Source organism: Kribbella sp. NPDC050820 (genome assembly GCF_040653975.1).
GTDB lineage: Bacteria > Actinomycetota > Actinomycetes > Propionibacteriales > Kribbellaceae > Kribbella.
This window is the reverse complement of the sequence record NZ_JBFAHB010000036.1, coordinates 63,352-80,501: the sequence shown is the minus strand read 5'-3', so window position 1 is coordinate 80,501 and position 17,150 is coordinate 63,352. Positions and strand designations below refer to the sequence as shown.

At 69.9% G+C, this 17,150-nt stretch carries 19 protein-coding genes and 1 riboswitch; of the genes, 12 read left to right on the top strand and 7 right to left on the bottom strand.

Features of this window, described 5'->3' with window-relative positions; all coding sequences use genetic code 11:
- Position 1 precedes the first annotated feature (1 nt).
- The 6 genes from AB0H36_RS27425 to AB0H36_RS27400 are packed head-to-tail and all read right to left on the bottom strand — an operon-like array spanning position 2 to position 4,530.
- The gene (locus AB0H36_RS27425; RefSeq protein ID WP_360529320.1) at positions 2-862 is read right to left on the bottom strand and encodes a PASTA domain-containing protein; all 861 of its coding nucleotides are present in this window, start codon (positions 860-862) and stop codon (positions 2-4) included.
- Positions 859-1,353: a SigE family RNA polymerase sigma factor gene (locus AB0H36_RS27420; protein ID WP_360529317.1), complete on the bottom strand. Its 495-nt coding sequence runs from the start codon at positions 1,351-1,353 to the stop codon at positions 859-861. The genes AB0H36_RS27425 and AB0H36_RS27420 overlap by 4 nt, the downstream gene beginning before the upstream one ends.
- A 58-nt stretch (positions 1,354-1,411) precedes the next feature.
- Positions 1,412-2,032: a GNAT family N-acetyltransferase gene (locus tag AB0H36_RS27415; protein ID WP_360529314.1), complete on the bottom strand. Its 621-nt coding sequence runs from the start codon at positions 2,030-2,032 to the stop codon at positions 1,412-1,414.
- A gap of 31 nt (positions 2,033-2,063) precedes the next feature.
- Positions 2,064-2,951 carry an alpha/beta hydrolase gene (locus tag AB0H36_RS27410; protein WP_360529311.1) on the bottom strand — a complete coding sequence of 296 codons (888 nt, stop codon included), beginning with the start codon at positions 2,949-2,951 and terminating at the stop codon, positions 2,064-2,066.
- A 32-nt stretch (positions 2,952-2,983) separates the two neighbouring features.
- Positions 2,984-4,165, bottom strand: coding sequence for a sigma-70 family RNA polymerase sigma factor (locus tag AB0H36_RS27405; protein WP_360529308.1), 1,182 nt, complete (start codon positions 4,163-4,165; stop codon positions 2,984-2,986).
- Complete coding sequence (locus AB0H36_RS27400) at positions 4,162-4,530, bottom strand: YciI family protein (protein WP_360529305.1); 369 nt, start codon at positions 4,528-4,530, stop codon at positions 4,162-4,164. Before AB0H36_RS27400 ends, AB0H36_RS27405 begins: the two co-directional genes overlap by 4 nt.
- A gap of 218 nt (positions 4,531-4,748) precedes the next feature.
- Here AB0H36_RS27400 and AB0H36_RS27395 point away from each other — a divergent pair, with 218 nt between their 5' ends.
- The 12 genes from AB0H36_RS27395 to AB0H36_RS27340 all read left to right on the top strand — a co-directional run bounded on the left by AB0H36_RS27395 (position 4,749) and on the right by AB0H36_RS27340 (position 15,959).
- Positions 4,749-5,345, top strand: a complete 597-nt coding sequence (locus tag AB0H36_RS27395) for a CDP-alcohol phosphatidyltransferase family protein (RefSeq protein WP_360529302.1) — start codon at positions 4,749-4,751, stop codon at positions 5,343-5,345.
- A 4-nt stretch (positions 5,346-5,349) separates the two neighbouring features.
- Entirely contained in the window at positions 5,350-6,192 is an 843-nt protein-coding gene (locus tag AB0H36_RS27390; RefSeq protein ID WP_360529299.1) for a DUF881 domain-containing protein, read from the top strand.
- Positions 6,189-6,521, top strand: coding sequence for a small basic family protein (locus AB0H36_RS27385; RefSeq protein WP_360529296.1), 333 nt, complete (start codon positions 6,189-6,191; stop codon positions 6,519-6,521). The genes AB0H36_RS27390 and AB0H36_RS27385 overlap by 4 nt, the downstream gene beginning before the upstream one ends.
- Position 6,522: 1 nt before the next feature.
- Positions 6,523-7,497, top strand: a complete 975-nt coding sequence (locus AB0H36_RS27380) for a DUF881 domain-containing protein (protein ID WP_360529293.1) — start codon at positions 6,523-6,525, stop codon at positions 7,495-7,497.
- A gap of 40 nt (positions 7,498-7,537) precedes the next feature.
- Positions 7,538-7,921: a glycine cleavage system protein GcvH gene (gene gcvH, locus AB0H36_RS27375; protein ID WP_360529290.1), complete on the top strand. Its 384-nt coding sequence runs from the start codon at positions 7,538-7,540 to the stop codon at positions 7,919-7,921.
- A 179-nt stretch (positions 7,922-8,100) separates the two neighbouring features.
- On the top strand, positions 8,101-8,637 hold the full coding sequence (locus AB0H36_RS27370) for an FHA domain-containing protein (protein ID WP_360529287.1): 537 nt from the start codon (positions 8,101-8,103) through the stop codon (positions 8,635-8,637).
- Positions 8,624-9,319, top strand: coding sequence for a MerR family transcriptional regulator (locus AB0H36_RS27365; RefSeq protein WP_360529284.1), 696 nt, complete (start codon positions 8,624-8,626; stop codon positions 9,317-9,319). Before AB0H36_RS27370 ends, AB0H36_RS27365 begins: the two co-directional genes overlap by 14 nt.
- A 90-nt stretch (positions 9,320-9,409) precedes the next feature.
- Positions 9,410-9,904 carry a bifunctional nuclease family protein gene (locus tag AB0H36_RS27360; RefSeq protein ID WP_360529281.1) on the top strand — a complete coding sequence of 165 codons (495 nt, stop codon included), beginning with the start codon at positions 9,410-9,412 and terminating at the stop codon, positions 9,902-9,904.
- 320 nt (positions 9,905-10,224) lie between these two features.
- Complete coding sequence (locus AB0H36_RS27355) at positions 10,225-10,725, top strand: MerR family transcriptional regulator (protein ID WP_337000291.1); 501 nt, start codon at positions 10,225-10,227, stop codon at positions 10,723-10,725.
- A 29-nt stretch (positions 10,726-10,754) separates the two neighbouring features.
- On the top strand, positions 10,755-11,639 hold the full coding sequence (locus AB0H36_RS27350; RefSeq protein ID WP_360529278.1) for a dihydrodipicolinate synthase family protein: 885 nt from the start codon (positions 10,755-10,757) through the stop codon (positions 11,637-11,639).
- Positions 11,640-11,654: 15 nt separating this feature from the next.
- A riboswitch (glycine riboswitch) is annotated at positions 11,655-11,744 on the top strand.
- 73 nt (positions 11,745-11,817) lie between these two features.
- Positions 11,818-14,664, top strand: a complete 2,847-nt coding sequence (gene gcvP / locus AB0H36_RS27345; protein ID WP_360529275.1) for an aminomethyl-transferring glycine dehydrogenase — start codon at positions 11,818-11,820, stop codon at positions 14,662-14,664.
- Positions 14,661-15,959 (top strand): serine hydrolase domain-containing protein, encoded by a 1,299-nt coding sequence (locus tag AB0H36_RS27340; RefSeq protein ID WP_360529272.1) that lies wholly within the window; start codon positions 14,661-14,663, stop codon positions 15,957-15,959. Before gcvP ends, AB0H36_RS27340 begins: the two co-directional genes overlap by 4 nt.
- Here AB0H36_RS27340 and AB0H36_RS27335 read toward each other — a convergent pair whose 3' ends face one another.
- Positions 15,960-16,916: a tetratricopeptide repeat protein gene (locus AB0H36_RS27335; protein WP_360529269.1), complete on the bottom strand. Its 957-nt coding sequence runs from the start codon at positions 16,914-16,916 to the stop codon at positions 15,960-15,962.
- Between the last annotated feature and the right edge of the window lie 234 nt (positions 16,917-17,150).

Sequence of the window (17,150 nt, the reverse complement as noted above, 5' to 3'; positions counted from 1 at the left end):
GTCAGGGCGCGACCACGATCATCGTCACGGTGCTGCCCAGCGGCACCATCGTGCCCGCCTCGGGCATGACTCTCATCAGTTCGCCCGGGGTGTAACTGGGCCACTTCCTGGTCTGGATGTCCGGCTTCAGCCCCAGGGCGCGGAGTGCCTCGGCGTACTTCGCCGCCGACAGCCCGTTCCCAGGTTCCAAGTAGCGGAAGGGCGGTACGCCGACCCGGTCCGGGACGATCGTGACGCGGTCGAGGATCCGGTCGACCTCGGCTGCGTTCGTCGACGACTGCGCGTAGAACTTCACGTCGAGCGACGGGAGATACACCGCGCCCGAGCACACCGTGACCTTTTTGAACGACTCGCTGACGCAGCTGGTGCGCTGACGTTCGGCCCGGACACCGTCGAGCTGGAAGGTTTCGTCGGCGACGAACTTGAAAAACCGGGTCTTGCCGTCAAGGATCCAGACGCTTTCGACGCCGGCGGGGCGAGGCGACAGGCAGAGATGGACGGCTCCCACGTCGAACATGACCGTGTCGGCCGTCGGCGTCCCGCAGCGTTCCTTGTTGGTGCCCCACTCGGCGGGGACGGCGATGGCCGCGTGACCGACGCCGACCAAGCGGGTGTCGGCGGGCGCGACGTGGGGGCTGGTGGAGGCGACGGGTGGTGGGGTGACTGACGAGGTCGGGCTGGTGAGGAGGGCGGTTGCGCCGCCGGCGGCTGCGACGGCGACGGCGGCGGTGACGCAGACCGCCAGGGTGCGGCGGCGGCGTGCTCGGGTGGCGTGGGCGTGCATCGCGTCGATCGGGGGCGGCCCGACGGTGGTGCGCTCGGCGGCGCGGTCGAGGAGGTCGGTCAGCTTGGATTCGTTCATCGGGATCCTCGCAGTTCGGCCAGGTCCGGGTCCTGGGCCAGGGCCTTCACGGCTCTGGACAGCCGGCTCTTCACGGTGCCGGAGGCGACGTCGAGCACGGTGGCCATCTGCTGCTCGCTCAGATGGGCGTAGTACCGCAGTACCACTGCAGTGCGCTGGTCGCCGGGCAGTCTGTCGAGGGCGCGCATGATCGCGTCTGTGTCGTCGATGCCGGTGGTGTGGTCGGCTCCGCCGTACTCGGGCAGCGTCGCGGTCGGCTTCTCACCGGTCCAGCGGCGGCGACGCGTGGACAGGAAGGTGTTGACCAGGATCCGGTGCACGTAGGCGTCCCGGTCGTCGGCCGCCTGCACCTTGCGCCACTTCAGCAGGCACCGCTCGAGCACGGACTGGACGAGGTCCTCAGCTTCGGCATGGGTGCACCCGAGCAGCACCGCGGAGCGCACCAGCCCCGCCCACCGCGCCGCCACGTACTCGCTGAAGTCGTCGCTCATGCCACCCCCTCTCACCGTATAGACAGGCGAGGCCCGGGCCGAGGTTCCGAGCGCGAGGTCAGAAGTCGATGCGCATCACCGTACGGCGCACGGTCGGCCGAGTGACCTCCTTGAAGCCGGCCTCTTCGAAGGCCTGGCGCGGGCCGACGTGTAACTCGCCCCAGGTGATCTGCTTGCCGGCCTGCGTGACCATCGGATAGGCCTCGAGCGCCCGGGCGCCGCGCGTACGGGCGTGCTCGATGGTGGCGCGGGCCAGCAGATAGGTGAGACCGCGGCCGCGGTAGCCCTTCCGGACGACCATGCAGGTGACCGACCACACCCCGTCGTCGTCCTTGTCCTCAGACCGGCCGGTCCACGGGATGCGCGAGGTCCGGAGCTTCGGGTACGCCGTTCGCGGCTCGACTGCGACCCAGCCGACCGATGTGCCGTCGACGTACCCGACGAGACCGCTGGTCGCCGAGGCAGCCGGGTCGCCGCAGGCCGTCTGGTCCTGCAGCATCGCGGTCCGCTCGTCCTGAGTGGAGTCACGCCAGATCCAGCCGCGGATCTTGAACCGCTGGCACTGGCAGTGCCCCGCATCGGCGGTCCCGAAGACCGCCTGCAGGTCCTCCCAGGACGCCTCGTTCGCGGGGACGACGGTCAACTGCTCCGCCTCGATCGGCGTGCTCACGCTGTTCATACCCGGCACGCTAGCCCGGGTTCCGGACGCTCTACTTCCGGAACACCTGCGCGAGCCGCTCCGCGAAGTCCGCCGGGAACTCGTGCCCCACACCCGGCAACCACTCCACGGCGACCCCGAACGCGGTCAACCGGTCACCCTCGACCACCTCACGCAGGTCGTCGTCCGTCCCCATCAACACCACCGCCGGCTCCAGCGGACCCCGCGCGGCCTCCGGCAGCTGCCGAAGCGCAGGAGCCAGTACGACGACGCCGGCAACCGACTGCGGTTGTCCGGTGAGAGCCCAGTCGAGCGCCACCCGACCACCTGCGGAGAACCCGGCAGCGATCAGCGGCAGCGACTGCAGATCGGCAGGCATGGTCGCGAGCCCCGAAGACACGTCGTCACGAGACTGCTCCGGAGACGGCCACGTGCGGTACATGGGCGACATTTGCTGCGACGACTCCACGCACAGCAGCGCGTAGCCGAGTGCCGTCACGCTCGCCCAGTCGCGCGCCGCACGCGTCGCCCGCTGCCCAGCACCATGTAGCGCCACCACAACGCCCTGCGCGGCACCATCCGGCAGCTGCAAGATCGGTGCCGCAGGAGGTGTGGCAGTGCGCTGCGTCCGAGACACCTCGCGAAGCTCAGCGAAGCCAGGCAGCTCCTGCAGACTGGCCAGGTCGTCGTCCTCGGTCAGCAGCGAGTCGTCCCACCAGGCGCCCGCCGCCGCGGCGGACTGGAGAGCAGCCAGGCCTTCCTCCGGTCGGCCGAGCACTCCGAGGAGACAAGCCCGCGTGTGAGTCAGCTCGGCCAGCCACGGGAGCACGGAGTCATCGGCCTCGTCGAGCACAGCCAGAGCCTCCCGGTGGGAGCCCTGCTGGTAGAACACGTCAACACGATCGATCAGATCGTCGTACGTCGCTTCCGGTGTCTGCACTGGTCGATTCTGACCCACTCAGAGGGCCCACCTCAGAGGGCATCGGCGCGGGACTGCAGATAGCGCTGCTCAGGCACGCTGCCGGTGAGCCGGGCGGCGTCCTGGTAGGCGGCGCGCGCCGCGGGCAGGTCGCCGGACAGCTCCAGCAGATGCGCGCGTACGGCGGCCACCCGGTGATGGTCCTTCAACGCCGGATCCACGTCATCTAGCAGCGCGAGCCCACGATCAGGCCCGTGCACCATCGCGACGGCGACGATGCGGTTGAGGGTGACCATCGGCCCGGGCGCAGCTGACTGGAGCAGTTCGTACAGCATCAGGATCTGCCGCCAGTCGGTGTCCTCGGCCCGGCGAGCCTGGTCGTGTACGGCGGCGATCGCGGCCTGCAGCTGGTACGGCCCGACCGGCGCCGTGCGCAACGTCGACTCGATCAGCTCGGTGCCCTCCGCAATCGCGTCGGCGTTCCACAGCGACCGGTCCTGCTCCGGCAACGGCACCAGCGCGCCGTCGGCCGTCGTACGGGCCGGTCGCCGTGCGTCCGTCAGCAGCATCAGCGCCAGCAGCCCGGCGACCTCGCCGTCGGCCGGCAACTGCTCGCGGAGCTGCCGGGCCAGCCGGATCGCCTCGGCGCTCAGCTCGACTCGGTGCAGCGACGCACCGGACGACGCGGTGTACCCCTCGTTGAAGATCAGGTACAGCACATGCAGTACGGCGGCCAGCCGCGACGGCAGCTCGTCCGCCGGCGGCAGCGCGAAGCGGGCGTCCCGCAGCTTCGCTTTCGCCCGGCTGATCCGCTGCCCGATGGTTGCTTCCGGCACCAGAAAGGCGCGGGCGATCTCACCGGTGGTCAGCCCGCCGACCGCCCGCAGGGTCAGCGCCACCTGCGACTGCGACGTGAGCGCCGGGTGGCAGCAGAGCATCAGGAGCGTCAGCGAGTCGTCGACCGACGACGACTGCTCCGTCTCCGGCCACGCCGCCACCGTCTCCTCACGCCGTACCCGGGCTGCCTCGCTGCGCAGCACCTCGATCCGCCGCCGGGAGGCGACCGTGATCAGCCAGCTGCGCGGGTTGTCCGGCACGCCGTCCGCCGGCCACTGCTGCGCCGCGGCCAGCAGCGCCTCCTGTACGGCGTCCTCGCAGGCGTCGAAGTCGCCGTACCGGCGGACCAGCGGGCCGAGCACCTGGGGAGCGAGCTCGCGCAGCAGCTCCTCGATCACATCAGCGCGCCGAGGTCCCGGACCGGGCGGATCTCGACGACGCTGAACGGCGCCTCCGGGATCTGCGGCACGATCTCGACCGCGCGCTCCATGCTCTCGCAGTCGAGCAGGTAGAACCCGGCCAGCTGCTCCTTCACCTCGGCGAACGGCCCGTCGGTGGTCAGTGCCTGGCCGTCCTGCACCCGCACCTGCTTGGTCAGCCCGGGGTCGTCGAGCGACTCCGAGGCGAGCAGCTCGCCGCGTACGGCCAGTGCCTCGTGCAACGCCGTGTAACCGGCCATCCCCTCCCGCTTCTGCTCGTCGGTCAGCGAGTCCCACACCTGCCGGGACTCCGGATTGCCGTAGATCAGCACCAGGAACTTCACCAGCTCTCCTCCCGTTCAGGTCAGCGTAGAGGCACCACAAGCATCACCCTCTGATATCGATCGGGTCACCGGTTCGCACCAGGCGTAGCGGGGACGGGGCAGGGGCGTTCAGGTATCAGGGGAAAGGCAGGGGCTGCCCTGGAGTGGCCGGGCGTAAACCTGTCGGGGCGGACAAGTAGAGTTACGACGGGTATCAGGGTGAGAGAGGGAGGGGTCGCGTGCCGGACTTGGAAGTGTCCGACCGGATACTGACGATCCCGAACGCGCTCAGCTTCATCCGGTTGCTGGGTGTGCCACTGTTCCTATGGCTGATTCTCGGGCCGGAGGAGGACGGCTGGGCGATCCTGGTGCTCGCCATCTCCGGGTTCACCGACTGGGCCGACGGCCAGATCGCCCGGCGGATGAACCAGACCACCCGGCTCGGCCAGATGCTCGACCCGGTCGCCGACCGGCTCTACATCTTCGCCACCGTGCTCGGCCTGGCGCTGCGCGACATCATCCCGTGGTGGCTGGCGATCGCGCTGCCGCTGCGCGACCTGCTGCTGACCTTCACCCTGCCCGCCCTGCACCGCCGCGGCTTCAACGCGCTGCCGGTGCACTTCCTCGGCAAGTCGGCCACGTTCTGCCTGCTGTACGCGTTCCCGCTGCTGCTGCTCGGTGACGGCGACAGCACGCTGAACCTGCTCGCCCGGGTGTTCGGCTGGGCGTTCGCAATCTGGGGCACCGGGCTGTACTACTGGGCCGGCGCGCTGTACTTCGCTCAGCTGCGCCACCTGGTCCAGACGGTGAAACCGATCAAGGACCCGGCCGGGTAGACCCGTGACACAGCAAGCCCCACCGCAGGAAGGCCCACCGAAGCGGCGTGTCGACGCGTCGATGTCGCTGCTGAACAACCTGATGGCCCACCCGCTCGACGAGGGGTACGCCGTCGCCGCCCGCCGCCCGAAGCAGGACGGCAAGCCGGCCCGGACCAGGCACCGCGTCATGCTGGTGGCCGCCACCCTGGTGCTCGGCTTCCTGCTCGCCATCGCCGCCTCGCAGAACTACCGCAGCGCGCCCGAGGCGGAGAAGCAGCGCAAGGAGCTGATCACCCGCATCAACCAGGCCGACACCCGGCTGACCGGGATGCGCACCGAGCAGACCCAGTTGGCCGACCAGGTACGGCGCTTGCAGGCCAGCGGACTGAGCAATACCAGCTCGGGCGCCGCCCTGCAGCAGCAGCTGGACACCCTCGAGCTGCAGACCGGCGCGGTCGCCGCCACCGGCCCGGGGATCAAGGCGGTGGTGGACGACGCGAAGGACTCCGGCAAGGAAGGCCGGCTGCTCGACGTCGACCTGCAGCAGCTGGTCAACGGCCTGTGGACGTCCGGCGCGGAGGCGATCTCGGTGAACGGTCACCGGCTCACGTCGATGACTGCGATCCGCGGCGCCGGCAGCGCGATCACGGTCGACTACAGCTCGCTGACCCCGCCGTACACGGTGCTCGCGATCGGCGACACCGCGACCATGCCGGCCCGGTTCGCGCAGAGCTCGGGCGGGCAGTGGATGCAGTACCTGGTCAGCAACTTCGATGTCCGGATGACGATCACGACGGAGGACTCCTTGCTGGTGCCGGCCGATGCGACCATCGCGTTGCGCTACGCGAAGGTGGGACCGAGATGATCGCCGTACTCGGACTGGTGATCGGCGTCGTGGTCGGCCTGCTGGTCGCGCCCGACGTCCCCGAGTGGGCGCAGCCGTATCTGCCGATCGCCGTGGTGGCGGCGCTGGACGCGGTGTTCGGGGCGCTGCGCGCGTTCCTGGACGGGATTTTCGACGACAAGGTGTTCGTCGTCTCGTTCATCTCCAACGTGCTGATCGCGGCGCTGATCGTCTACCTGGGCGACCAGCTCGGCGTCGGCTCCCAGCTGTCCACGGGCGTGGTCGTCGTCCTGGGCATCCGGATCTTCACCAACATGGCCGCGATCCGCCGGCACATCTTCAGGGCCTGACATGACTGACGAAACACCGGAACGCAAAGCCGAGCCGAAACCTGAGGCCAAGCCCGAGGTGAAGCCCGAGGCCACGTCTGAGGTGAAGCCCGAGGCCAAGCCTGAGCCGAAGCCCGAGGCCACGTCTGAGGTGAAGCCCGAGGCCAAGCCTGAGCCGAAGCCTGAGGTGAAGCCCGAGCCCGCCGCGGAGGCGGCGCACCCGGCGGAGCCGACGCCGATGCCGCAGCCGAAGAAGCCGCGGACGCCGAACCTGGCCTGGCGGCGGCTCAAGGCCGGGTTCAAGCCGTCCCGCGGCCAGGCGATCGTCGCCGTCGTGCTCGCGCTGGTCGCCTGCATGGCGGTCGTCCAGGTCCGGGTGAACCGGGCCGACGACGGCTACCAGAACGCCCGCCGCGAGGACCTGATCGCGATCCTGGACGGCCTCGGCCAGAACACCCGCCGGCTGGAGAGCGAGATCGCCGAGCTCGAGGAGCGCAAGAACACCCTCGAGTCCAGCGCGGACAAGGCGCAGACCGCCCGCGAGCAGGCCGAGGCGCAGATCCGGGTGCTCGGCATCCTGGCCGGCACCCTGCCGGCCCAGGGCCCCGGGGTGCGGATCACGCTGAACGACCCCGAGGGCAAGATGACCTCGAGCAACCTGCTGGACGCGATCGAGGAGCTCCGCGACGCCGGCGCGGAGGCGATCCAGATCAACGGCTCGGCCCGGGTGGTCGCCAGCACCGACTTCGTCGACGACTCGCCCGGCATCCGGATCGACGGCCAGAAGGTCACCTCGCCGTACGTGATCGAGGCGATCGGCGAGTCGCACAACCTGGCCGAGGCGGCCAACTTCCCCGGCGGCCTGGTCAGCGAGGTGACCGGTCCGCAGGTGGGCGGCACGGCCGAGGTGAACGAGCTGAAGCAGGTGTCGATCACCGCCTTGCACGCGCCCGAGGAGCATCGTTACGCTCGCCCGGCGCCCAGCCCGACCAAGTAGCTGACCCACAGATCCGTACTTGAGCGAAAGAGGAACAAAGGTGTACCCCGAAGACCTGAAGTACACGGCCGAGCACGAGTGGGTGAAGGCCGACGGCGACGGACCGGTGCGGATCGGCATCACCGACTTCGCGCAGGACGCGCTCGGCGACATCGTGTACGTGCAGCTGCCCGACGTCGGCAGCAAGGTGCGGGCCGGCGACGCCTGCGGCGAGCTGGAGTCGACCAAGAGCGTGAGCGACCTGTTCGCCCCGGTGAACGGCACCGTGACCGCGGTGAACGAGTCCCTGGCCGACCAGCCCGACCTGGTCAACACCGACCCGTACGGCGAGGGCTGGCTGCTCGACATCGAGGTCGAGGACGCCGAGGAGGTCGAGGCGCTGATGGACGCCGAGACCTACCAGGGCCAGCTCGACCAGAGCTGACCTCCACCCGCCGCCAGGGTGCCTGGGCACCGCCCGTAACGGGCTTGGCGGCTCCTGATAGGTTGGCCGGACCTCAACCGCTGGTAGAGGGTTGAGGTCCGCGGTTTGGCGTCCACACTTGTTCATACGGGGTCTATCGAAAACGTCGCCGGACCGCCGGCGATCGGGAGGATCACAGCATGCCGTTCTGCAACCAGTGCGGGCACGAGAACTCCGAGGGCAGCCGGTTCTGCTCGCAGTGCGGAGCGATGCTCCCTGGCGCGGACCGCCCGGCGGCAACCCCGGCAGCACCCGGTGTCACGCCCGGTGTCACCGACACCGCGATGCTCACCCCGATCGGTGTCGAGCCCGAGCCGACCGGCACCGGTGAGCCGCTGTCGGCCGACGACGAGGCCGCGGTCGGCGCGCTGCCGGCCGGGTCCGCCCTGCTGATCGTCCAGCGCGGCCCGAACGCGGGCAGCCGGTTCCTGCTCGACGTCGACGTGGTCACCGCCGGCCGGCACCCGGACAGCGACATCTTCCTCGACGACGTGACCGTGTCGCGCCGGCACGCCGAGTTCCGCCGGGACGCGTACGGCGTGAAGGTCCGCGACGTCGGCAGCCTGAACGGCACCTACGTGAACCGGGACCGGATCGACGAGGTCCAGCTCAACAACGGCGACGAGGTCCAGATCGGCAAGTACCGGCTGGTGTACTACGCCAGTGGCCAAGCCTGAGCCGTCCGCCGAAGGCCCTGTCGACGGCAGGGGCATCGGTGACGTGCTGCAGCTCCTGCAGGCCGAGTTCGACGGCGTCACCATCTCCAAGATCCGGTTCCTGGAGGCCGAGGGGCTGGTGACGCCGGCCCGGACCGCGTCGGGCTACCGCAAGTTCAGCGACGCCGACGTCGACCGGCTCCGGTACGTGCTGACCGCGCAGCGCGACCAGTACCTGCCGCTGCGCATCATCAAGGAGCACCTGGCCGCGATGGACCGCGGCCTGCGCCCGGCGGCCGCTGGCCCGCCGGTGGCGCCGAGCTCCTTGCCGGAGACACCCGGCCTGCCCGCCGCCGAGGACTTCGGTGCCTACGGCACCGAGCTCAAGCTGACCCGGGACGAGCTGCGGGCCGCGGCCGGTGTCGAGCCCGAGCTGCTCGACCAGCTGGAGAACCACGGCCTGGTGGTGGCCCGCGGCAACCACTACGACGGCGACGCGATCGTGGTCGCCAAGCTCGCCGGCGAGTTCGCCGGGCACGGCATCGAGCCGCGGCACCTGCGCCTGTTCCGTACCGCGGCCGACCGCGAGGCCGGCCTGATCGAGCAGGTCACCGGGCCCCGCCGTACCGCGCAGACCGAGGAGTTGGCGGCGCTGGCCGTCCGGTTGCATGCGGCACTGGTCCGCTCCCGGCTGCCGCGCTGAGCCCTTGGTTGTGCCCTTGGTCGTGCACGTCCTGTCCACCGGCGCACCCGCGGGCCTGCCCGGGGCTGTCCCGCGGAGTAGGCTGAAGGTGTGCGCGAAGTCGATGTCATCGGAGTCCGGGTAGAGATGCCCTCGAGCCAGCCGATCGTGCTGCTCCGGGAGGTCGGGGGCGAGCGGTACCTGCCGATCTGGATCGGCGCTGCCGAGGCGAGTGCGATCGCTTTCGCCCAGCAGGGCATGGAGCCACCCCGGCCACTGACGCACGACCTGTTCGCCGAGACGATCCGGGTGCTCGGGCACACCCTCAGCCAGGTCCGGATCGTGAACCTGACCGACGGCGTGTTCGAGGCGATCCTGGTGTTCGACGACAAGACCGAGATCTCCGCGCGGCCGTCGGACTCGATCGCGCTGGCGCTGCGCACCGGGACGCCGGTGTTCTGCGCGGAGGAGATCCTGGCCGAGGCCGGCATCCCGGTGCCGGACAGTGAGACGGCCGGCGCGGACGAGGTGGAGGAGGAGGAAGAGGTCGAGCGGTTCCGCGAGTTCCTGGACCAGGTGACCCCGGAAGACTTCGACAAGAGCTGACCTACTGACCGGTCAGCACAGGCAGATTTGAACGGTCTGGTACAAGGCACGCAAGGTAACGATTGAGGTCAGGGTTGCGACACGCTCTCGGACCAGGGCGGTGATCGTTGACCCTCCCTGATCGGCGGCTTACCTTGAAGGAGTTGTGGGGTGTTGTCACTCCACGGATGTGACCCGTTCCAGTCGGTACCCAGGGAGGCTCAGGCGTGACACGCACCGGCGACACGGATCTGACGGCGCAGTCGACGTCCGAAGCACACGCCGAGGCGGCCGCTGCCGCGGGCGTCCAGGGTCTGCTCTTCGACGACGACCTGCGGCCGATGCCGGAGGACGTCGGGTTCCGCGGCCCGACGGCGTGCGCCGCGGCCGGGATCACCTACCGTCAGCTCGACTACTGGGCCCGCACCGGCCTGGTCTCCCCGTCGGTCCGCCCGGCGACCGGCTCGGGCACGCAGCGGCTGTACGGCTTCCGCGACGTCTTGTTGCTGAAAGTGATCAAGCGCCTGCTGGACGCCGGGATCTCGCTGCAGCAGATCCGGACCGCGATCGCGCACCTGAGCAAGCGCGGGATCGACGACCTGACCCAGATCACGCTGATGAGCGACGGCGCCTCGGTCTACATGTGCACCTCGCCGGACGAGGTCATCGACCTGCTGGCCGGCGGCCAGGGCGTGTTCGGGATCGCGCTCGGCGGCGTCTGGCGCGAGGTCGAGGGCTCGCTGTCCGAGCTGCCCACCGAGCGCGCCGACGGTCACGACGACGGCGACCACCACGCGAACGACGAGCTCGCCGCCCGCCGCCGCGCCCGCATGACCGGCTGACCGACTCCGAACCCCGACTCCGAACCATAGTGCGCCCACTCACCGCTGAATCGCTGCGCGGTGTGTGGGCGACTTTGTTGTTACCCCTGAATGCGGACGACACCATCGACTTCACCCGCCTGGAGGCCCAGGCGGCGACCCTAGCCACCACCGAGCTGGATGGGCTCTACGCACACGGCACGGCGGGGGAGTTCCAGACCCTGACCGAGGACGAGTTCGACCGGGTCAACGAGGTGCTGGCTGGTGCGGGCAAGCCGTTCCAGATCGGCGCCAGTCACCCGTCGGCACAGGTCCAGCTGGCGCGGGTCCAACGCGCAGCCGCGCTCGAGCCGGACGCGATCCAGGTGATCCTGCCCGACTGGTTGCCGCTCAACGACCGCGAGGCGCTCGACTTCGTCCGGCGGGTCGCCGACACGGCGGGCGACGTACCGCTCGTGCTCTACAACCCGCCGCATGCGAAGACGCCGGTCGGGCCGCAGCTGCTGCAGCAGTTGGCGCCGAGCCTGATCGGCTTGAAGACCGCCGGCGGCGACAAGGCATGGTTCGACGAGGCAACGAAGTCCGGGCTGTCGATCTTCGTGCCCGGTCACTTCCTGGCGAGCATGTCGCTACTCGGTGCGCACGGCAGCTACTCGAACGTCGCGGCACTGTCACCGAACGGTGCTATCAGGTTTGCGCACGACCTGGACGTCGAGCGGCGGATCGGCGAGTTCTTCGGGCAGCACGTCGTACCGCTGCAGAAGGCCGGGCTGTCCAATCCGGCGCTGGACAAGTTCCTGGCTGCGGTCGGTGACTGGGCGGACGTCGGGACGCGAGTCCGCTGGCCGATGACCTCAGCCACCACGGCTCAGGTCGAGGCCGCCCGGCCGGTCGCCCGGAGGCTGCTACCCGAACTGTTCGAGGATTCCTGGTAGCCTCGGGACAGCCGTACACAGCACTCGGGAGAGACCCGTTGACCCGGGCGCCGAAGGGGCAATTCCTCCCCGGAACCTCTCAGGCCCATGGACCGAGTGCCACAGGCGACTCTGGAGCGCGCACCGGGCGTGACAGAGGGGGAGGCCACCGGCAGCACTGTCAGCAACGGAGCCTCTAGTGAACGACATTCCACAGGTCTCGGCCGCCTTCGCCGACCGCCACATCGGACCGCGCCCGGACGAGGTCGCGCGGATGACCCAGCTTCTTGGGTACGACGACGTCGACGCGCTCGTGGACGCCGCCGTGCCGGCGTCGATCCGGTCCGCCGAGGCGCTCCGGCTGCCCGACCCGGCCTCCGAGGTCGACGCGCTGCGCGAGCTGCGCCAGCTCGCCGCGCGCAACAACGTCGCCACCTCGATGATCGGCCAGGGGTACTACGGCACCTTCACGCCGTCCGTCATCGTCCGCCGCCTGGTCGAGAACCCGGCCTGGTACACGGCCTACACGCCGTACCAGCCGGAGATCTCCCAGGGCCGGCTCGAGGCGCTGCTGAACTTCCAGACCGTGGTCTCCGACCTGACCGGCCTGCCGACCGCGAACGCGTCGCTGCTCGACGAGGGCACCGCGGCCGCCGAGGCGATGACGCTGGCGCACCGATCCAACAAGAAGAGCAAGTCGGACCGGTTCCTGGTCGACGCGGACTGCTTCGCCCAGACCATCGCAGTGGTGCAGACCCGGGCCGAGGCGCTCGGGATCGAGGTCGTGGTCGCCGACACCACCGACGGCCTGCCCGAGGGCGACTTCTTTGGCTTCCTGGTGCAGTACCCGGGCTCCGGCGGCGTGGTCCGCGACCTGAAGCCGCTGATCGCCGCCGCGCACGAGCGCGACACCCTGGTCGCGGTCGCGTCCGACCTGCTCGCGCTGACCCTGCTGGAGGCTCCGGGTGAGGCTGGCGCCGATATCGTGATCGGGTCGTCGCAGCGCTTCGGCGTACCGCTGTTCTACGGCGGTCCGCACGCCGGGTTCATGTCCGTGCGCTCCGGTCTCGAGCGGTCGTTGCCGGGTCGTCTCGTCGGGGTCTCGGTGGACGCCGACGGCGCCCCGGCGTACCGGCTGGCGCTGCAGACCCGCGAGCAGCACATCCGCCGCGAGAAGGCGACCTCGAACATCTGTACGGCGCAGGTCCTGCTGGCCGTGGTCGCGTCGATGTACGCCGTCTACCACGGGCCGGACGGCCTGAAGGCGATCGCGGCGCGCGTCAACGACTACGCCGGCAAGCTGGCCGAGTCGCTGCGGGCCGGCGGCGTGGAGGTAGTCCACGACAACTTCTTCGACACCGTGCTGGCCCGGGTCCCGGGTCGCGCCGCGGACGTGGTCGACGCCGCCCGGCAGAACGGGATCTGGCTGCGGCTCGTCGACGCCGACCACGTCGGCATCTCCTGCGACGAGAAGACCGACGCGCACGCGCTCCGCTCGGTCTGCGACTCCTTCGACCTGCGGTACGACGGCGCGCTGTCCGCGACCGCATTGCCCGAGGCGGTCCGCCGTACGTCGGACTACCTGACCCACCCCGTGTTCAACACGCACCGGTCCGAGACCGCGATGCTGCGGTACCTGCGCAAGCTGTCGGACTACGACTACGCGCTGGACCGCGGGATGATCCCGCTCGGCTCGTGCACGATGAAGCTCAACGCGACCACCGAGATGGAGCCGGTCACCTGGCCGGAGTTCGCCGACCTGCACCCGTTCGCGCCGGTCGAGGACGCGGCCGGGTACGTGAAGCTGATCGGCCAGCTGGAGCGCTGGCTGGCCGAGGTGACCGGCTACGCGAAGGTGTCGATCCAGCCGAACGCCGGCTCCCAGGGTGAGCTGGCCGGCCTGCTGGCGATCCGCGGCTACCACCGGGCGAACGGCGACCAGGACCGCAACGTCTGCCTGATCCCGGCCAGCGCGCACGGCACCAACGCCGCCTCCGCGGTGATGGCCGGCATGAAGGTGGTCGTTGTCAAGGGCAACGACGACGGCACCATCGACCTGGACGACCTGCGCGCGAAGGCGTCCGAGCACGCGGCCAAGCTCGCGGCGATCATGATCACCTACCCGTCCACGCACGGCGTGTACGAGGAGAGCGTGACCGAGGTCTGCCAAATCGTCCACGACCACGGCGGCCAGGTGTACGTCGACGGCGCGAACCTGAACGCGTTGCTCGGCCTGGCCAAGCCCGGTGAGTTCGGCGGCGACGTCAGCCACCTGAACCTGCACAAGACGTTCTGCATCCCGCACGGCGGCGGTGGCCCGGGGGTCGGCCCGGTGGCGGTCGCCGCGCACCTGGCGCCGTACCTGCCGAACCACCCGCTGCTGGACCAGGCCGGGCCGGAGTCCGGCGTCGGCCCGATCAGCGCGGCGCCGTTCGGGTCCGCGGGCGTGCTCGCGATCTCGTGGGCGTACATCCGGATGATGGGCGCCGAGGGGCTGACTGCGGCGACCAAGGCCGCGGTGCTGACGGCGAACTACGTGGCGAAGCGGCTCGAGGACGTCTTCCCGGTGCTGTACACCGGCGAGAACGGCCTGGTCGCGCACGAGTGCATCCTCGACCTGCGGCCGATGACGAAGGAGACCGGGATCAGCGTCGACGACGTCGCGAAGCGGCTGATCGACTACGGCTTCCACGCGCCGACGATGTCGTTCCCGGTGGCCGGCACGCTGATGGTCGAGCCGACCGAGTCCGAGGACCTCGGTGAGCTGGACCGATTCTGCGACGCGATGATCGCGATCCGGCACGAGATCGACCGGGTCGCGGCGGGGGAGTGGCCGGCCGCGGACAACCCGCTGGTGAACGCGCCGCACACCGCCGAGTCGGTCATCAACGACAAGTGGGAGCACGCCTACACCCGCGAGGAGGCCGCCTTCCCGCGCTCGGTGGACCGCACGTCGAAGTACTGGCCCCCGGTCCGCCGCATCGACGGCGCCTACGGCGACCGCAACCTGATCTGCTCCTGCCCCGCCCCGGAGGCCTTTGAGTGACCGAGGTTCGCCCTGATACCGCCGCTGCTCTGTTTGCCGAGGTTGCGGCGGCGCAGAGCGAGTGGAAGTTGCCGTCGGTCAACGCCGGGGTGGTCCGGGACGGGGCGCTGGTGTGGACCGGGTCGCGCGGGCAGTTCGCCACGGTGGACGGTGGGGCGCCCGGTCCGGACGTGCAGTACCGGATCGGGTCGATCACGAAGACGCTGACCGCGGTGCTGGTGATGCAGTGCCGCGACGACGGGCTGCTGGCGCTGAACGATGCTGTGGGCAAGCACCTGCCGGGAATCGCCTTCGGGGACAGGACGATCCGGCACCTGCTCGCGCACAGCGGCGGTATGAACGCCGAGCCGGAAGGCCCGTGGTGGGAGCGCAACCCCGGTGTCTCGTTCGACCAGCTCGCGGCGGCGATGGACGAGTCGCAGGCCGCCGGTCCCGCCGACCGGCGGCACCACTACTCGAACCTCGGTTACGGCCTGCTCGGTGAGCTCGTGGCCCGGCTGCGGGGTGCGTCCTGGCTCGAACTGGTCCAGGAGCGCATCCTCGACCCGCTGGAAATGCGGCGTACGTCGTACTTCCCGGCTGGGCCGTCTGCGCAGGGGTTCTCGGTGCATCCGTTCAGCGGGCAGCTCGCGGAGGAGCCCGCGTACGACGCCGGTGCGATGGCGCCGGCCGGTCAGTTGTGGAGCACGATCGAGGACCTGGCGACGTACGCGCGGTTCTGGATCGACCCGGTGTACGAGGTGCTCAGCCGGGACACGGTGGAGGAGATGGCGGCGCCGTCGGCGGCGGATCCACGGGAGGGGCTGACCGCGTCGTACGGACTCGGCCTCCGGCTGATCGCCGACGACCCGCACCTGCTGATCGGCCACACCGGCTCGATGCCGGGCTTCCTGGCCGGGCTGTTTGTCGACCGGGCCCGCCGGATCGGTGCGGTGACGTTGGGCAACGCGACGTACGGCCGGGTCGCGTCACTGCCACCGGACCTGCTGCGCATCCTGGTCGCCCACGAGCCGTTGCTGCCGCAGGAGTGGGTGCCGGAGCCGGCGCTCGAGCATGGCTCCGACCTGCTCGGCCAGTGGTACTGGGGCAACTCGCCGCTCACCATGTCCGTCTCCGGCGGAATCCTCCAACTCACCGGCGCCCTGACCTCCCGCTTCTCACCGCTGGGCCCCGACCTCTACCAGGGTCGCGACGGCTACTTCGCCGGCGAGAAGCTCCGCGTCATCCGCGCCGACGGCACCACCCACCTCAACCTCGCCACCTTCGTCCTGACCAGGACCCCGTACGGCGCCTGATCAGTCGTCCAGCGTCTCGAGCTCGTGCTCCGCAGTGCGTGCTTCGTCGAAGCGGCCGACAGCGCGGAGGTCGTCGGAGAGCAGGCTGAGGGCCCAGGCCAGCCGTTCGGCGGCCTTCTCGTGCGGCTTGCCGGAGTGCAGATCCGCACGCAGGATCACGACGGCTTCCTGGTCGAGCGGCACGGCTTCGTCGTACCGCTGCAACTCGCGCAGGCTGCCGGCGAGGTTGACGAGCCGGGCTGCCAGCTCGGTCGGCCCGGTCGCATCGGCTTCGCGCGCGAGCTCCAGGACTTCCGCATGCGCCGCTCGGGCTCGTTCGTGGTCGCCGAGATCCGTCAGGCAGTGCCCGAGGTCGGTGAGACCGTTGATGAGTTTCGAGCACCGATCAGAGTCTGTCGCCGCGAGCGTGCGGCGGATGCGGACGATCTGCTCCAGGAGTGGCAGTGCTGCGGCGTAGTCCTGCTGCGCCACGTGGTGTTCGGCGGCGAGGGTGAGTGAATGCGCGTGTTTGCGGCTCGCCTCGTCCGCCAGTTCGGAGCGTAGCCGCAGCAGCTCGTCCGTTGCCGGGTGCCGGCCGACGATCCCGGCCATGGATCGACTGCCCTCGAGCATGTCGAGCGCCTGCGCCAGGTAGAGGCGGTGGTAATGGTTCGCGGCGAGGATCTGCCAGACCGCGACGTTCTCCTCCGCGACCACCAGGGCTTCGGCGGTGCGCTTCAACCGGAACAGCGTCAGCCATTGCGCCATCAGGCCGTCGCCGAGGCGCTTGAGCTCGTTCGGCCGGACGAACGCGAGTTTGCGCAAGTACTTGACCGTTTTAGCCAGTTGGTCGGCGGCATCCTCGAGCCGTCCGGCCGCCGTACTGCGGGTGGCGACCCAGTTGGCCCCGAGGGCGCGGCCGAGATACGTGACCGCAGCCGCCAGGCCGAGCCAGCGCATCGCATAACGCCGCAGCATGATGTCACCCCCTTGGCAGATTTAGATGCTCGCCGGCCGCTACTGGTTGCCGCGGCGCGGCCAGTGGGGAATCACGGGTCGTGGACGTGGTGCGGAGATCAGCCACGTGAACCTCGCCACACCTGCGCGGGCGTGTCGTGGGCTTCCTTTGCAGCGTTGGGGTTTCGGGTGCTGGACCGACACGGACCGGAGTTGACACGGTACTGAGCGGGCAGACTAAGTTAGGTGCGCCTT

Excerpts from the sequence above, each read along its gene's own strand:
- AB0H36_RS27380 (WP_360529293.1), top strand. The coding sequence starts at position 6,523 with ATGACTGACGAAACACCGGAACGCAAAGCCGAGCCGAAACCTGAGGCC.
- AB0H36_RS27335 (WP_360529269.1), bottom strand. The coding sequence starts at position 16,916 with ATGCTGCGGCGTTATGCGATGCGCTGGCTCGGCCTGGCGGCTGCGGTC.
- AB0H36_RS27370 (WP_360529287.1), top strand. The coding sequence starts at position 8,101 with ATGCCGTTCTGCAACCAGTGCGGGCACGAGAACTCCGAGGGCAGCCGG.
- AB0H36_RS27385 (WP_360529296.1), top strand. The coding sequence starts at position 6,189 with ATGATCGCCGTACTCGGACTGGTGATCGGCGTCGTGGTCGGCCTGCTG.
- AB0H36_RS27420 (WP_360529317.1), bottom strand. The coding sequence starts at position 1,353 with ATGAGCGACGACTTCAGCGAGTACGTGGCGGCGCGGTGGGCGGGGCTG.
- AB0H36_RS27425 (WP_360529320.1), bottom strand. The coding sequence starts at position 862 with ATGAACGAATCCAAGCTGACCGACCTCCTCGACCGCGCCGCCGAGCGC.
- AB0H36_RS27355 (WP_337000291.1), top strand. The coding sequence starts at position 10,225 with ATGCCGGAGGACGTCGGGTTCCGCGGCCCGACGGCGTGCGCCGCGGCC.
- AB0H36_RS27415 (WP_360529314.1), bottom strand. The coding sequence starts at position 2,032 with ATGAACAGCGTGAGCACGCCGATCGAGGCGGAGCAGTTGACCGTCGTC.